Annotated in this window: 14 protein-coding genes; 8 read left to right on the top strand and 6 right to left on the bottom strand. The window is 75.0% G+C overall.

Annotated features, from left to right (window positions below):
- Positions 1–145: 145 nt before the first annotated feature.
- The gene (locus FB455_RS28215; RefSeq protein WP_036311557.1) at positions 146–1030 is read right to left on the bottom strand and encodes an ABC transporter substrate-binding protein; all 885 of its coding nucleotides are present in this window, start codon (positions 1028–1030) and stop codon (positions 146–148) included.
- Between the two features lie 187 nt (positions 1031–1217).
- Between FB455_RS28215 and FB455_RS28210 the strand changes: the two genes are divergently transcribed.
- The 3 genes from FB455_RS28210 (at position 1218) to FB455_RS28200 (ending at position 3720) form a co-directional block, all read left to right on the top strand.
- Positions 1218–1916, top strand: coding sequence for a hypothetical protein (locus tag FB455_RS28210; protein WP_013286121.1), 699 nt, complete (start codon positions 1218–1220; stop codon positions 1914–1916).
- A gap of 119 nt (positions 1917–2035) precedes the next feature.
- Entirely contained in the window at positions 2036–2686 is a 651-nt protein-coding gene (locus tag FB455_RS28205) for a fasciclin domain-containing protein (protein WP_030273987.1), read from the top strand.
- A 107-nt stretch (positions 2687–2793) separates the two neighbouring features.
- The gene (locus FB455_RS28200; RefSeq protein WP_036311536.1) at positions 2794–3720 is read left to right on the top strand and encodes a diacylglycerol kinase family protein; all 927 of its coding nucleotides are present in this window, start codon (positions 2794–2796) and stop codon (positions 3718–3720) included.
- On the opposite strand, the gene FB455_RS28195 is transcribed toward FB455_RS28200, so the two are convergent.
- Positions 3683–4645, bottom strand: a complete 963-nt coding sequence (locus FB455_RS28195; protein ID WP_036311534.1) for an EamA family transporter — start codon at positions 4643–4645, stop codon at positions 3683–3685. The genes FB455_RS28200 and FB455_RS28195 overlap by 38 nt on opposite strands.
- A gap of 57 nt (positions 4646–4702) precedes the next feature.
- Complete coding sequence (locus tag FB455_RS28190) at positions 4703–5467, bottom strand: HAD family hydrolase (protein WP_030273984.1); 765 nt, start codon at positions 5465–5467, stop codon at positions 4703–4705.
- 85 nt (positions 5468–5552) lie between these two features.
- Between FB455_RS28190 and FB455_RS28185 the strand changes: the two genes are divergently transcribed.
- Positions 5553–8333: a DEAD/DEAH box helicase gene (locus tag FB455_RS28185; protein WP_030273983.1), complete on the top strand. Its 2781-nt coding sequence runs from the start codon at positions 5553–5555 to the stop codon at positions 8331–8333.
- Between the two features lie 165 nt (positions 8334–8498).
- The gene (locus tag FB455_RS28180) at positions 8499–9389 is read left to right on the top strand and encodes an MHYT domain-containing protein (protein ID WP_013476939.1); all 891 of its coding nucleotides are present in this window, start codon (positions 8499–8501) and stop codon (positions 9387–9389) included.
- Between the two features lie 8 nt (positions 9390–9397).
- Here FB455_RS28180 and FB455_RS28175 read toward each other — a convergent pair whose 3' ends face one another.
- Entirely contained in the window at positions 9398–10321 is a 924-nt protein-coding gene (locus tag FB455_RS28175; protein WP_013286128.1) for a 5'-3' exonuclease, read from the bottom strand.
- A gap of 99 nt (positions 10322–10420) precedes the next feature.
- Here FB455_RS28175 and FB455_RS28170 point away from each other — a divergent pair, with 99 nt between their 5' ends.
- The 3 genes from FB455_RS28170 (at position 10421) to FB455_RS28160 (ending at position 13253) form a co-directional block, all read left to right on the top strand.
- Positions 10421–11506, top strand: a complete 1086-nt coding sequence (locus tag FB455_RS28170) for a DUF4037 domain-containing protein (protein WP_145755358.1) — start codon at positions 10421–10423, stop codon at positions 11504–11506.
- Positions 11507–11634: 128 nt separating this feature from the next.
- Entirely contained in the window at positions 11635–13002 is a 1368-nt protein-coding gene (locus FB455_RS28165) for an extracellular catalytic domain type 1 short-chain-length polyhydroxyalkanoate depolymerase (protein ID WP_071095196.1), read from the top strand.
- A gap of 128 nt (positions 13003–13130) precedes the next feature.
- Entirely contained in the window at positions 13131–13253 is a 123-nt protein-coding gene (locus FB455_RS28160; RefSeq protein ID WP_013286131.1) for a 50S ribosomal protein L36, read from the top strand.
- A 24-nt stretch (positions 13254–13277) separates the two neighbouring features.
- On the opposite strand, the gene FB455_RS28155 is transcribed toward FB455_RS28160, so the two are convergent.
- Positions 13278–14039, bottom strand: coding sequence for a glycosyltransferase family 2 protein (locus FB455_RS28155; RefSeq protein WP_071095194.1), 762 nt, complete (start codon positions 14037–14039; stop codon positions 13278–13280).
- 83 nt (positions 14040–14122) lie between these two features.
- On the bottom strand, positions 14123–14761 hold the full coding sequence (locus FB455_RS28150) for a YdcF family protein (RefSeq protein WP_013286133.1): 639 nt from the start codon (positions 14759–14761) through the stop codon (positions 14123–14125).
- Between the last annotated feature and the right edge of the window lie 11 nt (positions 14762–14772).

Here is a 14772-nt window from a genome sequence, read left to right as displayed (position 1 = left end):
AATCACCCGCTGCCTCAAGCGCTACATCGCCCGACAGCTCTACCGCACCATCACCACCCACCACCAAACCCCTTGACAACCCCACTCACAGATCAACGAGGCTGGGGTGGCGGGGCTGGGGCGACGGGGTCGGGGCGGTGGGTGGTCAGGGGATGTGGCGGGCTGCTTCGGGGTGGGGTGGGGGGACCGCGTCGGGGTGCAGGATCGCGGCTATCGTCTCGGCGCCGTCGACCAGGCGCGGGCCGGCGCGCACGATCAGCCCGTCCGCGTCCAGCGCCCACACCTGCGCGTCCGGGAAACGCCCGGCCACCGCGGCGGCCTGCTCGGCCGCGCCGTCGAGACGGAACCCGCACGGCGCCACCAGCACCACCTCGGGGCGGGCGGCCCGCAGGGCCTCCCAGGTGGTAGGCGTGGACCGGGCGCCGCGATGGGTGGCCACCGGTTCGCCACCCGCGACGTCGACGAGGTCCGGGATCCAGTGCCCGGCGCCGAACGGCGGGTCCACCCATTCGACAACCGCGACCCGTGGCCGGGGCCGGCCCGCCACCGCCGCGCCGACCGCCGCGAGCCGGGCGCGCAGGCCGTCGACCAGCGCCTCCGCGCGGTCCGGCACCCGGGCCGCCGCGCCCACCGCGCGGATCGACTCCAGCACGTCGTCCAGCGTGTACGGGTCGAGCGACAGCACGTCGGCCCGGCATCCCAGGTGGTCCACGGCGTCGGCGACCCGGCCGGACGGCAGCGCGCAGACGCGGCACAGGTCCTGGGTGAGGATCAGGTCCGGGTCCAGCCCGGCCAGCGCGCCGGCGTGCAGCGTGTAGAGGTCTGCACCGGCCGCGACCTGCGCCCGGACGTACGCGTCGATGTCGCCGGGACTCATACCCCGGGTGTCCCGGCCGCCGACGACCACTGTGGTGCCCGACCGGTGGCGGGCGGGCACCTCGCACTCGAAGGTGACGCCGACCAGGTCGTCGCCGAGGCCGAGCGCGTACGCGATCTCGGTGGCGGAGGGGAGCAGGGAGACCAGCCGCATGCCCGCCATCATGCCGGTCGCGCGGACCGCCCCGGTGCGCGGGCAGATCGGGTCGCCCTCGGGCCTTGCCGGGACGCCGTACCCGCTTAGACTCTGCTGACTCCGCCGAGCCCCCCGGGCGGTGTGCCGGGGTGCGTCGGCGCCCCCGTTCCGGTCAGCCCGTCTGACCTGCGCTCCGGAGAGCCCGATGAAGAGCCGTACCGCCGCCGTCCTGACCGTCCTCTGCGCGGCCACCGCGCTCACCGCCTGCGGTGACGACGAGCCCGCGCCGAAAGGCCAGCAGGTGCCGGTGACAGCCACCGACACCAGCTGCGAGGTCACCACCACGCTGTTCACCCCGGGCACCGTCACCTTCACCGTCACCAACCGGGGCCGGCAGGCCACCGGGGTCTACGTCTACGGCCGGGAGGGCGACGCCTTCACCAAGGTGATCGCCGAGGTCGCGGACGTGCCGGCGGGCCGTACCGGTGACCTGCGCGCCTCGCTGCAGACCGGCACGTACGAGGTGGCCTGCAAGCCGGGCCGGCAGGGCGACGGCGTCCGGACCAAGATCACCGTCTCCGACGACGGCAACCTCGCCAGCGCCGCCGCCGAGGTGGCCTACGACCGCTCGGTGACGATCGAGCTGACCGACGACGCGATGACCGGCGTGGACGCCCTGATCGCCGAGCCCGGCGAGAAGATCGCGTTCAAGGTGACGAACAAGACCGCCGGGGCCCGGACGCTGTACGTGCTCAACCCCGAGGGCAAGCGGGTCGCCGAGATGAAGGCCGGGGCCAACGGCACCGCCGAGACGGTGGTGACGCTGGGCGCGGCGGGGGACTGGTCGCTGAAGGTCAAGGGCGACGGCGTGCCGTCGGTGAGCAAGCCGCTGGTGGTCCGCTGAGGCACAGGGACGTCGATCCGAAGTCGGTCGATCCGGGTGCATCCACCGGGGACGGTCCGGGCGAAGCAATGGTCGTGACGACAGTCACGGACCTGGTCGCTTCGACGAAAGGCTCCCCGATGAACATCGCTCGTCTCGCCGCCCGGCTGGCCGTGGGCGCCACCGCGGCGGCGGTGGCCACCACCGCCGTCGCCGTGCCCGCCCAGGCCGGTGCCAAGCAGCCGGATACGCGGTCGCTGGCCGCCGTGCTCACCGCCGACAAGAGCGGCTTCGACCGCAACTCGCGGGACTTCGACGTCCTCACGAAGGCGGTCCTGACGGTGCTGCAGGCCAAGCCGGACTCGCCGGTGAAGGTGCTCACCGACGGCACCGTCGCGCTGACCGCGTTCGTGCCGAACGACTACGCGTTCCGCGAGCTGGTGCGGGACATCACCGCCGCGAAGAAGCTGCCCGGTGAGAAGGCCGCGTTCGACGCGGTCGCCGGCCTGGGCGTGGACACCGTGGAGGACGTCCTGCTCTACCACGTCGTGCCCGGCGCGACGATCGACCGGAAGGCGGCGCTGAAGGCCGACGGCGCGGACCTGACCACCGCGCTCGGCGCCACCGTCGAGGTGGACGTGAAGCGCTGCTGGTACGGCCGCGAGGTGCGCCTGGTCGACGCCGACACCAGCGACCGCAACGCCAAGGTGGTGCGGTACGACATCAACAAGGGCAACAAGCAGATCGCGCACGCGGTGGACCGGGTGCTGCGCCCGATCGACCTCCCCTGAACCACCCCCGCCACGGCGCCCGGCACCCCCTGCCGGGCGCCGTCGGCGTGTGCCGCCCACCCGCCGTGCGACCTGGCTCTGGTGGGCGGCGCGAGGCGTGCCGTACGGTGCTCGCCGTGACCGCGCACGATCATGTCCCGTCCGGCCCCGTCGCCGTGCTCGCCAACCCGACCGCGGGCCGGGGGCGGCACCGCGGTCTGCTGCCCGGGATCCTGGAGCGCCTCGCCGGAGCCGGCCGCCCGGTCGAGCTGCTGCGCGCGCGTACCCCCGAGGAGGCGGAGGCGGCGTGCCACGCCGCGGTCGCCGGCGGCGCCGGGGCGCTCGTCGCGGTGGGCGGCGACGGCACCGTGCACCGGGCGATGCAGGCGGTCGCCGGCACGGCCGTGGCGTTCGGGCCGGTCCCGGCGGGCACCGGCAACGACTTCGCGGTGGAGACCGGCTTCCCGGCCGACCCGACGGCCGCCGTCGAGGTGATCACCGCGGCGCTCGCCGCCGGCCGCACCCGCCCGGTCGACCTGGCGCGGCTGTCCCGGCCCGGCGAGGCGGACCGCTGGTTCGGCGCGGTGCTCGCGGCCGGCTTCGACGCGATCGTCAACGAACGCGCCAACCGGATGCGCTGGCCGCGCGGCCCGCGCCGGTACGACCTGGCGATCGTGGTGGAGCTGGCCCGGCTGCGGCCGCGCCGCTACCGGCTGGTCCTCGACGGGGTGGTGCAGGAGGTCGACGCGGTGCTCGTCGCGGTGGGGAACACGGCCAGCTACGGCGGTGGCATGCGGATCTGCCCGGACGCCGACCCGCACGACGGCCTGCTGGACGTGGTGGTCGGCGGCCGGTTCGACAGGCGCACGCTGATGCGGGTCAAGCCGCAGATCTACCAGGGCACCCACGTCACGCACCCGCTGGCGCGCGTCTACCGGGCGCGGACGGTGGAGCTGTCCGCCGACGGCATCACCACGTACGCCGACGGGGAACGCTCCTTCGACCTGCCGGTGACCGTCACCGCGGTGCCGGCGGCGCTGCGGCTGCTGCGCTGACCCCCGCCGGGTCCGCCTCGGACGGCACGCCGGGAACGGCCGGCGGCGCGGGAGAAGGCGGCGGCGCGGCGGCGCGGACCGCGCCCGCGCTCGCGGCGACCACGAGCGCGATGGCGAGCACCTCGACCGGGCGCAGCGCCTGGCCGAGGACCAGCCAGCCGGCCACGGCGGCGATCGCCGGACCGAGACTCATCATCACCGCGAACGTCGCTGTCGGCAGCCGCCGCAGCGCGGCCAGCTCCAGGCTGTACGGCAGCACCGAGGCGAGCAGCGCCAGCCCGGTACCGAGCCCCAGCACCACCGGGTCGGCGAGGCGACCGCCGCCGTCGGCCAGCCCGAACGGCAGCGTGAGCAGCGCCGCGACGGTCAGAGCGAGGGCCAGCCCGTCCGCGCCGGGGAACCGCGCGCCGATCCGCGCCGAGCAGACGATGTACGCCGCCCACATGGCGCCCGCCGTCAGCGCCAGCGCGGCGCCGGCCGGGTCGAGCCGGTCGAACCCGCCCTGCCCGAGCAGGACCACCCCGGCCAGCGCCAGCGCGGCCCAGCACCAGGCGGCCATCCGGCGCGCGGCGATCACGGACAGCGCCAGCGGGCCGAGCACCTCAAGCGTGACGGCCGGACCGAGCGGGATCCGCTCGATCGCCTGGTAGAAGATCGAGTTCATGCCGGCCAGGGCCAGCCCGAACGCCAGCACCGCCGCCCAGTCGCGTCGCCCGTACCCGCGTACCCGGGGGCGGCAGACCACGAGCATCAGCAGCGCGCCGATGGTCAGCCGCAACGTCACCGCCCCGGCCACCCCGGTACGCGGGAACAGCAGCGCGGCGAGCGCGGAGCCGAACTGCACCGACAGCGCCCCGCCGAGTACCAGCGCGACCCCGCCGAGCCGTCCCGGCGCACGCGGCGGCAAGGGGTGGGCACCGGTCATGCCCCTGACGGTATCCGGTGCGCCGCGGCGGGTTCGCGCCGCTGGGCAGGTGAACGCTCAGCCGGCCCCGGCCAGGTCCAGCACCGCGCCGAGTCCGTTCGGGCGGCCCGCGTCGGCGCAGGGCAGCACCAGCACCCCGCACCCGGCCGCCACCGCGCCCGCGTCGGCCGGGGTGTCGCCCACCATGAGCGTGCGCTCCGGGTCCACGCCGAGCATCCCGCAGGCGCGCAGGAAGATGCCCGGGTCCGGCTTGCAGCGCCCCATTTCGTACGACAGCGCGTACGCGTCGACGAGCGCGTCGAGGTCCCAGGCGGCGAACAGCGGCCGCAGGTCGAAACCGATGTTGCTGACCACCGCCACCTTCACCCCGGCGGAGCGCAGGGCACCCAGCACCGGAGCGGTGTCCGGGTACGGCACCCAGCCCTCGGGCACCAGCACCCGCTCGTAGAGCGCGTCGGCGAACCCGTCGATGCCGGTGTCCACGGTCTCGGCCAGCCCGGTGTACGCGCCCCGGTGCGCGTGCGGGTAGAGATCCCGGTCGGCCCACAGCTCGGCCAGCCGGGGCGGCACCCGTGCCGGCAGCGGGCCACCGGCACGCCCGGCGGTGAGCAGCCGGTCGGCCAGCGACGTGGCCCGGATGCGGTCCAGCTCGACGCCGCAGGCGGCCGCGGCGGCGAGCACCCAGGCCAGCGGCTCCTCCACCTGGGCGAGGGTGCCGTGGAAGTCGAAGAGCACCGCCTCCACGGGCCGGCGGGACGGGCCCGGGCGGACGGCGTCGTCGGCGCCGCTCGAGACGTGGGGCAGTTCGGTACGGTCCGGCACGTCGTGCACCCTACCGACCGCTCCGACCGTCCTGCCGGATGGCCTTGACCGGTGCTCCTCGGCGGCACCGATTAATCTTGGATCCATGTCGAGCCCCGCCGAGCGGTACGCCGCGGCGCGCCGCCGGGCCGCGCAGGCCTCCGCCTTCCCGGCCCTGGACGAATTCTCCCTGGATCTCGGGTTCGATCTCGACGACTTCCAGCGCGAGGCGTGCGAGGCGCTGGAGCGGGGCAGCGGTGTGCTCGTCTGCGCGCCCACCGGCGCCGGCAAGACCGTGGTGGGTGAGTTCGCGGTGCACCTGGCGCTGCGGGGCCGGCCCGGCGGCGACGCCCCCGCGACCCGGCGCAAGTGCTTCTACACCACGCCGATCAAGGCGCTGTCCAACCAGAAGTACCACGACCTGGTGGACCGCTACGGCGCCGAGCAGGTCGGCCTGCTCACCGGCGACAACGCGATCAACGGCGACGCGCCGGTGGTGGTGATGACCACCGAGGTGCTGCGCAACATGCTCTACGCCGGCTCGGCCACCCTCGAAGGCCTGGCGTACGTGGTGATGGACGAGGTCCACTACCTGGCCGACCGGTTCCGCGGCGGGGTCTGGGAAGAGGTGATCATCCACCTGCCCGAGTCGGTCACGCTCGTGTCGCTGTCGGCCACCGTCTCCAACGCCGAGGAGTTCGCCGACTGGCTGGTCACCGTACGCGGAGAGACCGCCGTGGTGGTCTCCGAGCACCGGCCGGTGCCGCTGTGGCAGCACATGCTCGTCGGCAAGCGGATGTTCGACCTGTTCCACGACGCCGACGCGGCCCGCAAGCACGACGTGCACCCCGAGCTGCTGCGCTACACCCGCGACACGGTGCGCCGCCTGGAGCTGGGCGAGGGCCGCAGTGCCGGCCCCGGGGGCGGGCGGCGCGGCCCTCGCTGGCGGGGCCCGATGCGCCCGGACATCGTCGACCGGCTCGACCGGGAGGGGCTGCTCCCGGCCATCCTGTTCATCTTCAGCCGGGCCGGCTGCGACGCCGCCGTGCAGCAGTGCCTCGCCGCCGGGCTGCGCCTGACCTCCCCTGACGAACGCGCCGAGATCCGCCGGGTGGTCGAGTCGCGGGTCACCGCCATCCCCGGCGAGGACCTGTCGGTGCTCGGCTACTGGGAGTGGCTCGACGGCCTGGAGCGCGGCCTGGCCGCGCACCACGCCGGCATGCTCCCGGCGTTCAAGGAGGTCGTCGAGGAGCTGTTCGTCCGCGGGCTGGTCAAGGCCGTCTTCGCCACCGAGACGCTCGCGCTGGGCATCAACATGCCGGCCCGCTGCGTGGTGCTGGAGCGTCTGGTGAAGTTCAACGGAGAGGCCCACGTCGACCTCACCCCCGGCGAGTACACCCAGCTCACCGGCCGGGCCGGTCGCCGGGGCATCGACGTGGAGGGCCACGCGGTGGTCGTCTGGTCGCCGGAGACCGACCCCCGGCACGTCGCCGGGCTCGCCTCCACCCGCACCTACCCGCTGCGTTCCAGCTTCCGGCCGTCGTACAACATGGCCGTCAACCTGGTCGGCAGCGTCGGCGCGGCGCCGGCCCGGGAGCTCCTGGAGTCCTCGTTCGCGCAGTTCCAGGCCGACCGGTCGGTGGTCGGCCTGGCCCGGCAGGTGCAGCGCAACACCGAGACCATCGACGCGTACGGCGTGGAGGCCGCCTGCCACCACGGCGACTTCGACGAGTACTTCGCGCTGCGGGTGGCCATCGCCGACCGGGAACGGGCCATCGCCCGTCAGGGGCAGACCCAGCGCAAGGCGGCGGCCGTCGCCTCGCTGGAGCGGCTGCGGGTCGGTGACGTGATCCGGGTGCCGTCCGGGCGGCGGGCCGGCCTGGCGGTGGTGCTGGACCCGGCCACCGGCGGGTTCGGCGAGCCCCGGCCGCTGGTCCTCACCCAGGACCGCTGGGCCGGGCGGGTCACCCCCGGTGATTTCACCACCCCGGCCGAGGTGCTCACCCGCATCCGGGTGCCGAAGCACTTCAACCACCGCTCGCCCGCGGCCCGGCGGGATCTGGCCGCCGCGGTCAGCGGCACCGGCCTGGACCGGCACGGCGGCCGCCGGGGCGGCCGGTCCCGTCAGGCGGTGGGCGAGGACCACCGGCTCAGCCAGCTCCGCGTGGAGCTGCGCGCGCACCCGTGTCACGCCTGCCCGGACCGGGAGGAGCACGCCCGCTGGGCGGAGCGGCGGCGCCGGCTGGAACGCGACACCGAGGAGCTGCGTCAGCGGGTGTCCGGGCGGACCGGCTCGCTGGCCCGTACCTTCGACCGGATCGTCGCGTTGCTGACGGCGCGCGGCTACCTGGCCGCCGACGGCGAGGTCACCGACGCCGGGCGGATGCTGGCCCGGATCTGGACCGAGGCGGACCTGCTGGTGGCCGAGTGCCTGCGCCGCCGGGTGTGGGACGGCCTGTCCCCGGCCGAGCTGGCCGCCGCCGTGTCGGTGGTGGTCTTCGAGGCCCGGCGGGACGTCGACGAGCGGGCGTCGCTGCCGCGCGGCGCGGTGGCCGACGCGGTCGACGAGACGCTCAAGCTGTGGGGCGACATCGAGGCGGACGAGGCGGCGCGCGGCCTGGCCGTGACCCGGGAGCCGGATCTCGGCTTCGCCTGGCCGATCTACCGGTGGGCGCGCGGCGAGGCGCTGGCGAAGGTGCTGGCCAGCGGCCATCAGATCGATGGGGAGATGCCGGCGGGCGACTTCGTCCGCTGGGCGCGCCAGGTGGTCGACCTGCTCGGGCAGGTCGCCGACTCGGGTGGCGCCTCGGCCGAGCTGCGCGGCACCGCCCGGCAGGCCATCGCGGCGGTCAACCGGGGCGTGCTGGCCTACCACGCCTCCGCCTAACGGTCACTTTCGGTCATCGGTTTCCGGAAACCGACGCACCGCTGCGTCACGGCGCTGCCACCCCACGAATTGTCGGGGGGCCGATGTGCGCCCTGGTCAGGGCCTATCCCATCATTGCCCGGGGCGCCGTGGGTCGCGCTCGGCCGATGGTGAGGGAAGGGCGTCGTGGGCGAGATCAATCACTTTGAGTACGGGTGGATCACACCTGCGCTCAGCTACGCGTTGTCCGTGCTCGGCTCGGCGCTCGGGCTGGTCTGCGCCGGGCGGATCCGGACCGCCACCAGTGCCGGTCAGCGCGCCTGGTGGGGCCTGCTCGCCGCGTGGGCGCTGGGCGGCACGGCCATCTGGGCCATGCACTTCATGGCGATGCTCGGCTTCGCCGTCGGCGGCACCCGGATCCGCTACGACGTGCCGCTGACGGCCGCCAGCACGGCGATCGCGGTGGCGTCGGTCGGCATCGGGCTGGCGATCGTGGGCACCGGCCGGCTCGCCGCGCCCCGGCTGCTCGCCGGCGGGTTCTTCACCGGCGCCGGGGTGGCCGCCATGCACTACACCGGCATGGCCGCCATGCGCCTGGACGGCTCACTCGGCTACGACCCGCTGCGGGTGACGCTGTCGGTGGTCATCGCGATCGTGGCCGCCACCGTGGCGCTCTGGCTGGCGATGACCGTCCGGCGCGCGCTCGCCATCGCCGCCTCGGCGCTCGTCATGGGCATCGCGGTCAACGGCATGCACTTCACCGGCATGAGCGCGCTGTCGGTGCACCTGCACGAGAGCCGCGGCCCGGCATCCGGCACCGAGGTGAGCGGTCTGCTGGTGCCGATCGTGCTGGCAGTGGTCTTCGGCGTGGTCGGGCTCGTCTACGCGCTGCTCGCCGCGCCGTCGGACGACGACCGGGCCGGGGCCGCGTACGTCAGCTCGCGGCTCGACGAGGCGCCGTACGCGGCCGCCGCCGCCGAGCCCGCGCCGGACCCGGTCGGCCTGCGCGCCCGCTCGACGCTGGCGCAGCCCGGCGCCCAGTTCCCGACCCGCCGGAGCACCGACCGCCCCTCGTGATCAACTGATCACGATCGGTCGCCCGCCAGCGCGTCGACCAGGCGGCGGCACGAGCCGGCCAGGTTCCAGCGCTGCGCCAGCTCCAGCAGCCGGTCCGGGTCGGCGGGAGACGTCGGCAGTGCCGGGTCCAGCTCGGGCAGCGGCACGTCGGTGGCGACCCGGACCACCTTCGGCGCCACGGCCAGGTAGTCGCGGGCGGCGTCGAGCTTGGCCCGCAGCCCCGGCGCGAAACCGGAACGGGGGTCGTCCAGCGCGGCCAGGATGCCGTCCAGCCCGCCGTAGCGGTCGATCAGCCGGGCGGCCGTCTTCTCGCCGACGCCGGCAACGCCGGGCAGCCCGTCGCTGGGGTCGCCGCGCAGCGCCGCGAAGTCGGCGTACCGGTCGGCCGGCACGCCGTAGCGGGTGCGGACCGCCGCGTCGTCGCAGTCGTCCAGCTTGGCCACGCCCCGGCCGACGTAGAGCAGGCGCACCGGGTGCGCGTCGTCGACGAGCTGGAACAGATCGCGGTCGCCGGAGACCACCTCGACCGGGCCCGGCTGGGTCACCGCGAGCGTGCCGAGCACGTCGTCGGCCTCGTAGCCGGTGGCCCCCACGGCCGGGATGCCGAGCGCGTCCAGCACCTCCAGGATCATCGGCACCTGCGGGGACAACGTGTCCGGCACGACCTCGCCGCCCTCGGGCGCGACCCGGTGCGCCTTGTACGACGGCAGCAGCTCCACCCGCCACGCCGGCCGCCAGTCGTGGTCGAACGCGCAGATCATGCGGTCGGGCCGGCGGGTGCGCACGAGCTGGGCGAGCATGTCGAGGAAGCCGCGCACGGCGTTCACCGGCTGGCCGTCGCCGGTCTTCGCGGCGGACTCGGGGATGCCGAAGTAGGCGCGGAAGTAGAGGCTGGGGGAGTCGATCAGGAGGATCGGCTGTCGGTGTGCCACGGCGACAAGCCTTCCACAGCCCTGTGACGGGATGGGGGAGGCGACCGCCGGACCGGAAACCGGGGCGCGCGACGGGCGTCCGATGCGCAGACTGGCGGGGTGAGCTTCGTACCCGGCCTGATCCTGGCCCGCCGGTTCCACGACGAGGTGGTGGGTCCGCTGCTGGCGCGGCGGCTGCCCGGCCTGCCGTACTCCGCCGGGCTGCTCGACGGCGGCTCCGAGCTACTCGGCCTCGACACGCCCCGTTCCACCGACCACGACTGGGGTCCGCGTACCCAGGTCTTCGTGGGGAACGCGCACGACGTCGCGCCGGTACGGGCGGTGCTGGACGCGGAGTTGCCGGCGCGGTTCCTCGGCTGGCCGACCCGGTACGCGGGCGGCCCGGCGGCGCGCCTCGGCACGGTCCGCGCCGACGGCGACCGGCACGGCGTCACGGTGGACGAACTCGGGGGATGGCTGCGGGAGCGGCTCGGCGCCGACCCGCGCGCCGGACTGACGGCGGCGGACTGGCTGGCGACGCCGACGCAGCGGCTGGCCGAGCTGACCGGGGGAGCGGTGTTCCACGACGGGCTCGACGGCGCGCTCACCGGCGTCCGGGCCCGGCTCGCCTGGTATCCGGACGACGTGTGGCGGTACGTGCTCGCCTCCGGGTGGCAGCGGGTCGCGCAGGCCGAGCACCTGGCCGGCCGGTGCGCCGAGGTCGGCGACGACCTGGGCAGCCGGGTCGTGGTCGCCGGTCTGGCCCGGGATCTGATGCGCCTCGGCCTGCTGCTGCACCGCCGCTGGCCCCCGTACGCGAAATGGCTCGGCACGGTCTTCGCGACGCTGCCGGACGCGGCGCCGGTGGTGGACGGGCTCGCCGCCGCGCTCGGCCCGGGTGACTGGGCGGCCCGCGAGCCCGGCCTGGTCCGGGCGCTGGAGACGGTGGCCGGCTGGACCAACGACGCGGCGCCGGCGCCGCCGGTGGACCCGGCCGCCCGGCCGTTCCACGATCGGCCGTTCCTGGTGCTGCACGCCTGCCGGTTCGTCGAGACGCTGCGTGCCGCCATCACCGACCCGGAGCTGCGCGACCGCCCGCCGGTGGGCGCTGTGGACCAGTACGTGGACAGCGTGGACGTGCTCACCCACGCCGACCGCGCCCGCCGGGTGGCCGCCGTGGTTGTCGGCCCGCCGGTGGGGGCCTAGACTCCGATTCGAGTCGCATCGATCCGCGACTGTCTATCTCGTCTCCGAGGGTCCGGGCCGCCCGTCGCAGGCGCCTCGCCGGCGAGAACGCCGCGACACGCGGCGTTCCCACCACCGAGGAGAACAGCATGCTGTCCAAAAGGAGCGGACTCCGGCTGCTCGGCGCGGCGCTGGCCGCCGCCGGGCTCGCCGTCGGGGCGGCGCTCGCCGTCCCGGGGCCGGCCTCGGCCGCCGCGCTGACCGAGGTGACGAACTTCGGCGCCAACCCGAGCAACCTGCGCATGTACCTGTACGTCCCGGACACCGTCGCGGCCCGTCCCGGGCTGCTCGTGGTGAACCACTACTGCACCGGCAGCGGCCCGGCCATGTACTCCGGCACCCAGTTCGCGTCGCTCGCCGACCGGTACGGCTACATCGTGGTCTACCCGTCGGTGACCCGCAGCAGCAAGTGCTTCGACGTCTCCTCGCCGCAGGCGCTGCGCCGCGACGGCGGCAGCGACCCGGTGGGCATCAAGTCGATGGTGGACCACGTGCGGCAGCGCTACCCGGTCGACTCGCAGCGGATCTTCACCACCGGCACCTCGTCCGGCGCGATGATGACGAACGTGCTGCTCGGCGACTACCCGGACGTGTTCCGGGCCGGCGCCGCGTTCGCCGGTGTGCCGTTCGGCTGCTTCGCCACCACCAACGGCTCGGAGTGGAACAGCGAGTGCGCCAACGGCCAGGTGCTGAAGACCCCGCAGCAGTGGGGTGACCTGGTGCGCAACGCGTACCCGGGTTACACCGGCCCGCGTCCGCGGATGCAGATCTGGCACGGCACCAACGACGAGACGCTGCGCTACCCGAACTTCGGCGAGCAGATCGACCAGTGGACGAACGTGAACGGGCTGGGCCAGACGCCCGCGTACACGGACAGTCCGCAGGCCGGCTACACCCGTACCCGCTACGGCGGCACCGGCGGCACCGCGACCGTCGAGGCGATCAGCATGCAGGGCGTCTCGCACAACCTGCCGGTGGACGCGGCGCAGGCGATCCGCTTCTTCGGCCTGGACTCCACCACGCCGCCGCCGACCACCGCGCCGCCGACCACGCCCCCGCCCACCACGCCCCCGCCCACCACGCCCCCGCCCACGACGCCTCCGCCGACCACGGCGCCGCCGACCACGCCGCCGCCGTCGGGGGCCTGCCGGGTCGGGTACGTGGTGAACGCCTGGAACAACGGCCTGACCGCCGCGGTGACCATCACCAACACGTCCACCACGGCGATCAACGGCTGGAACCTCGCGTTCACGCTGCCGGGCGGTCAGACGATCACCGGAGGCTGGAACGCCACGTACAGCCCGTCCAGCGGAGCGGTGACGGCCCGCAACGTGTCCTACAACGCGTCGATCCCACCGGGCGGTTCGGTGGACATCGGCTTCCAGGCGACCCACACCGGCAACACCGGTAGGCCCGCCTCGTTCGCGCTCAACGGGAGCACCTGCACGACCGCCTGATCCGTCCCCGCTCGCACGGCGGGTGGCGGCGTCCCGGACACGGTGACGCCGCCACCCCGCCGGGCATGGGCGCCGCCCCGGCGGGTACCCGTGCCGGACGGACACCGGCGGGAACCGAAGGAGCGGATATGAAGGTCCGAAGCTCCCTGCGCGGGCTCAAGCGCAAGGCCGACTCGATAGTGGTCCGGCGCCGGGGCAGGCTGTTCGTCCTCAACAAGGCCGACCGGCGGCAGAAGGCCCGGCAGGGCTGAGCCCGTCGTCGCCGCGCGACCCGCTCAGGGAGTTCGAGACGCAGGTGTGGGACGCGACGTCGTGACGGCGGCGGCCGGCACGTCGCCCACCTCGGCGCGCCCGGTCAGGCGGGCGAGCGCGGAGGCGGCCAGCGGCCGGTAGATCCGTACCGAGTCGGCGAGCGCGGAGAAGTGCGAGCCCGAGTTGTCGCCGTGGTAGCGGGTGGCGATCTCCACCTGCTCGACCGGCAGCCCGGCGCGGACCAGCCGCAGCAGCACCGTCATCTCGTACTCGAAGCGGTCACCGGGGATCGTGGTGAGCCAGCCGAGCAGCGCGGACGGGTAGGCGCGCAGCCCGGTCTGGGTGTCGCGCACGTCCCGGCCGGTCGCCAGGCGGAACGCCACCCGGGTCGCCGCGTTGCCGAACCGGCTGCGCGCCGGGACCTCGCCGTCGAACCCGCGTACGCCGAGCGTCGGCGCTCCGGTGGCGCGCATCCGGTCCGTCACGGCGCACACGTCGGGCACACAGTGCTGGCCGTCGGCGTCCACACAGATCACGTCGCGTCCCGGGTGGTGCGTCGAGGCGTACCGGAAGCCGGTGCGCAGCACCACGCCCTTGCCCCGGTTGACCCGGCGGCGCAGCACGGTCGCGCCCCGGGCGCGGGCCGCGTCCAGCACCCCGGCGGCGGCCGGGCCGCTGCCGTCGTCGACGACGAGCACGTCCGCCCCGGGCAGTGCGTCCCGCAGGTCGCCGACCAGCGGCGGCAGACGGTCACCCGGTCGGTACACCGGCACGAGCACGATCACGGAACCTCCCGGGTGGACTCGCCCGCCGGCACGGCCCGCCGGGTCGATCGAGGACGCTCGTACCCCGGGCCCGCCCCGGTGAATCACCGCCGGGGCGTGAGGCGTCCGATCCGGTCGGCGGCGCGGGCCAGCGCGCGCTCGCGGCGCAGCGACGCCTCCGGGGTACGCACACCGAGGAAGCCGATCCGGCTGAACGCCCGGGCGGCCCGCTCCCGCCGGACGGGCACCGGGTCGGGCGCGGTCACCGGCACGTCGGCCAGCGCCGGGCCGGACAGGCCGAGCACGCGCGCGGCGAGCAGCCGGACGCGGGGCAGGTGCCACGGGTGGGAGACCAGCCCGAGCGGGCGCTGCGCGGTGAACTCCGCCGCGTCGAGCAGCCCGTCCTGGACGGTGTGCGCCAGGTTCTGCACAGTGGTGCGGGAGCGGGTCTCGGCCGCCGACGAGGCGTACGCGTCGAGCCCCGCCTCGCGCGCCAGCGCCCGCATCAGCTCCGCCTCCCGGTATCCGGCGGGCGGGCCGGGCGCGCCGGCCGGGCCGTGCGGCCAGCCGCCGGTGAACACCACCCGGGCGTCCGGCGCGCGGCGGAACGCCTCGGCGTGCGCGCGGACGTAGGCCACCGCAGCCTCGGTGCGCGCCACGCTCTCCGCGGTGAGCCGGTAGCCGTCGTCCCCGGCCACCACCCCACGGCCGAAGACCAGCAGCACGGTGGCGGGAGACGTCATCCCTTCACGGT

This window comes from Micromonospora sp. CNZ296 (assembly GCF_007827635.1).
The sequence above is the reverse complement of the archived record's forward strand: the minus strand, read 5'-3'. Positions and strand labels throughout refer to the sequence as shown.

What these genes read in the sequence shown, in the direction of transcription:
- FB455_RS28215 (WP_036311557.1), bottom strand. Translation starts at nt 1,030, where the DNA reads ATGCGGCTGGTCTCCCTGCTCCCCTCCGCCACCGAGATCGCGTACGCG.
- FB455_RS28210 (WP_013286121.1), top strand. Translation starts at nt 1,218, where the DNA reads ATGAAGAGCCGTACCGCCGCCGTCCTGACCGTCCTCTGCGCGGCCACC.
- FB455_RS28205 (WP_030273987.1), top strand. Translation starts at nt 2,036, where the DNA reads ATGAACATCGCTCGTCTCGCCGCCCGGCTGGCCGTGGGCGCCACCGCG.
- FB455_RS28195 (WP_036311534.1), bottom strand. Translation starts at nt 4,645, where the DNA reads ATGACCGGTGCCCACCCCTTGCCGCCGCGTGCGCCGGGACGGCTCGGC.
- FB455_RS28185 (WP_030273983.1), top strand. Translation starts at nt 5,553, where the DNA reads ATGTCGAGCCCCGCCGAGCGGTACGCCGCGGCGCGCCGCCGGGCCGCG.
- FB455_RS28165 (WP_071095196.1), top strand. Translation starts at nt 11,635, where the DNA reads ATGCTGTCCAAAAGGAGCGGACTCCGGCTGCTCGGCGCGGCGCTGGCC.
- FB455_RS28160 (WP_013286131.1), top strand. Translation starts at nt 13,131, where the DNA reads ATGAAGGTCCGAAGCTCCCTGCGCGGGCTCAAGCGCAAGGCCGACTCG.
- FB455_RS28150 (WP_013286133.1), bottom strand. Translation starts at nt 14,761, where the DNA reads ATGACGTCTCCCGCCACCGTGCTGCTGGTCTTCGGCCGTGGGGTGGTG.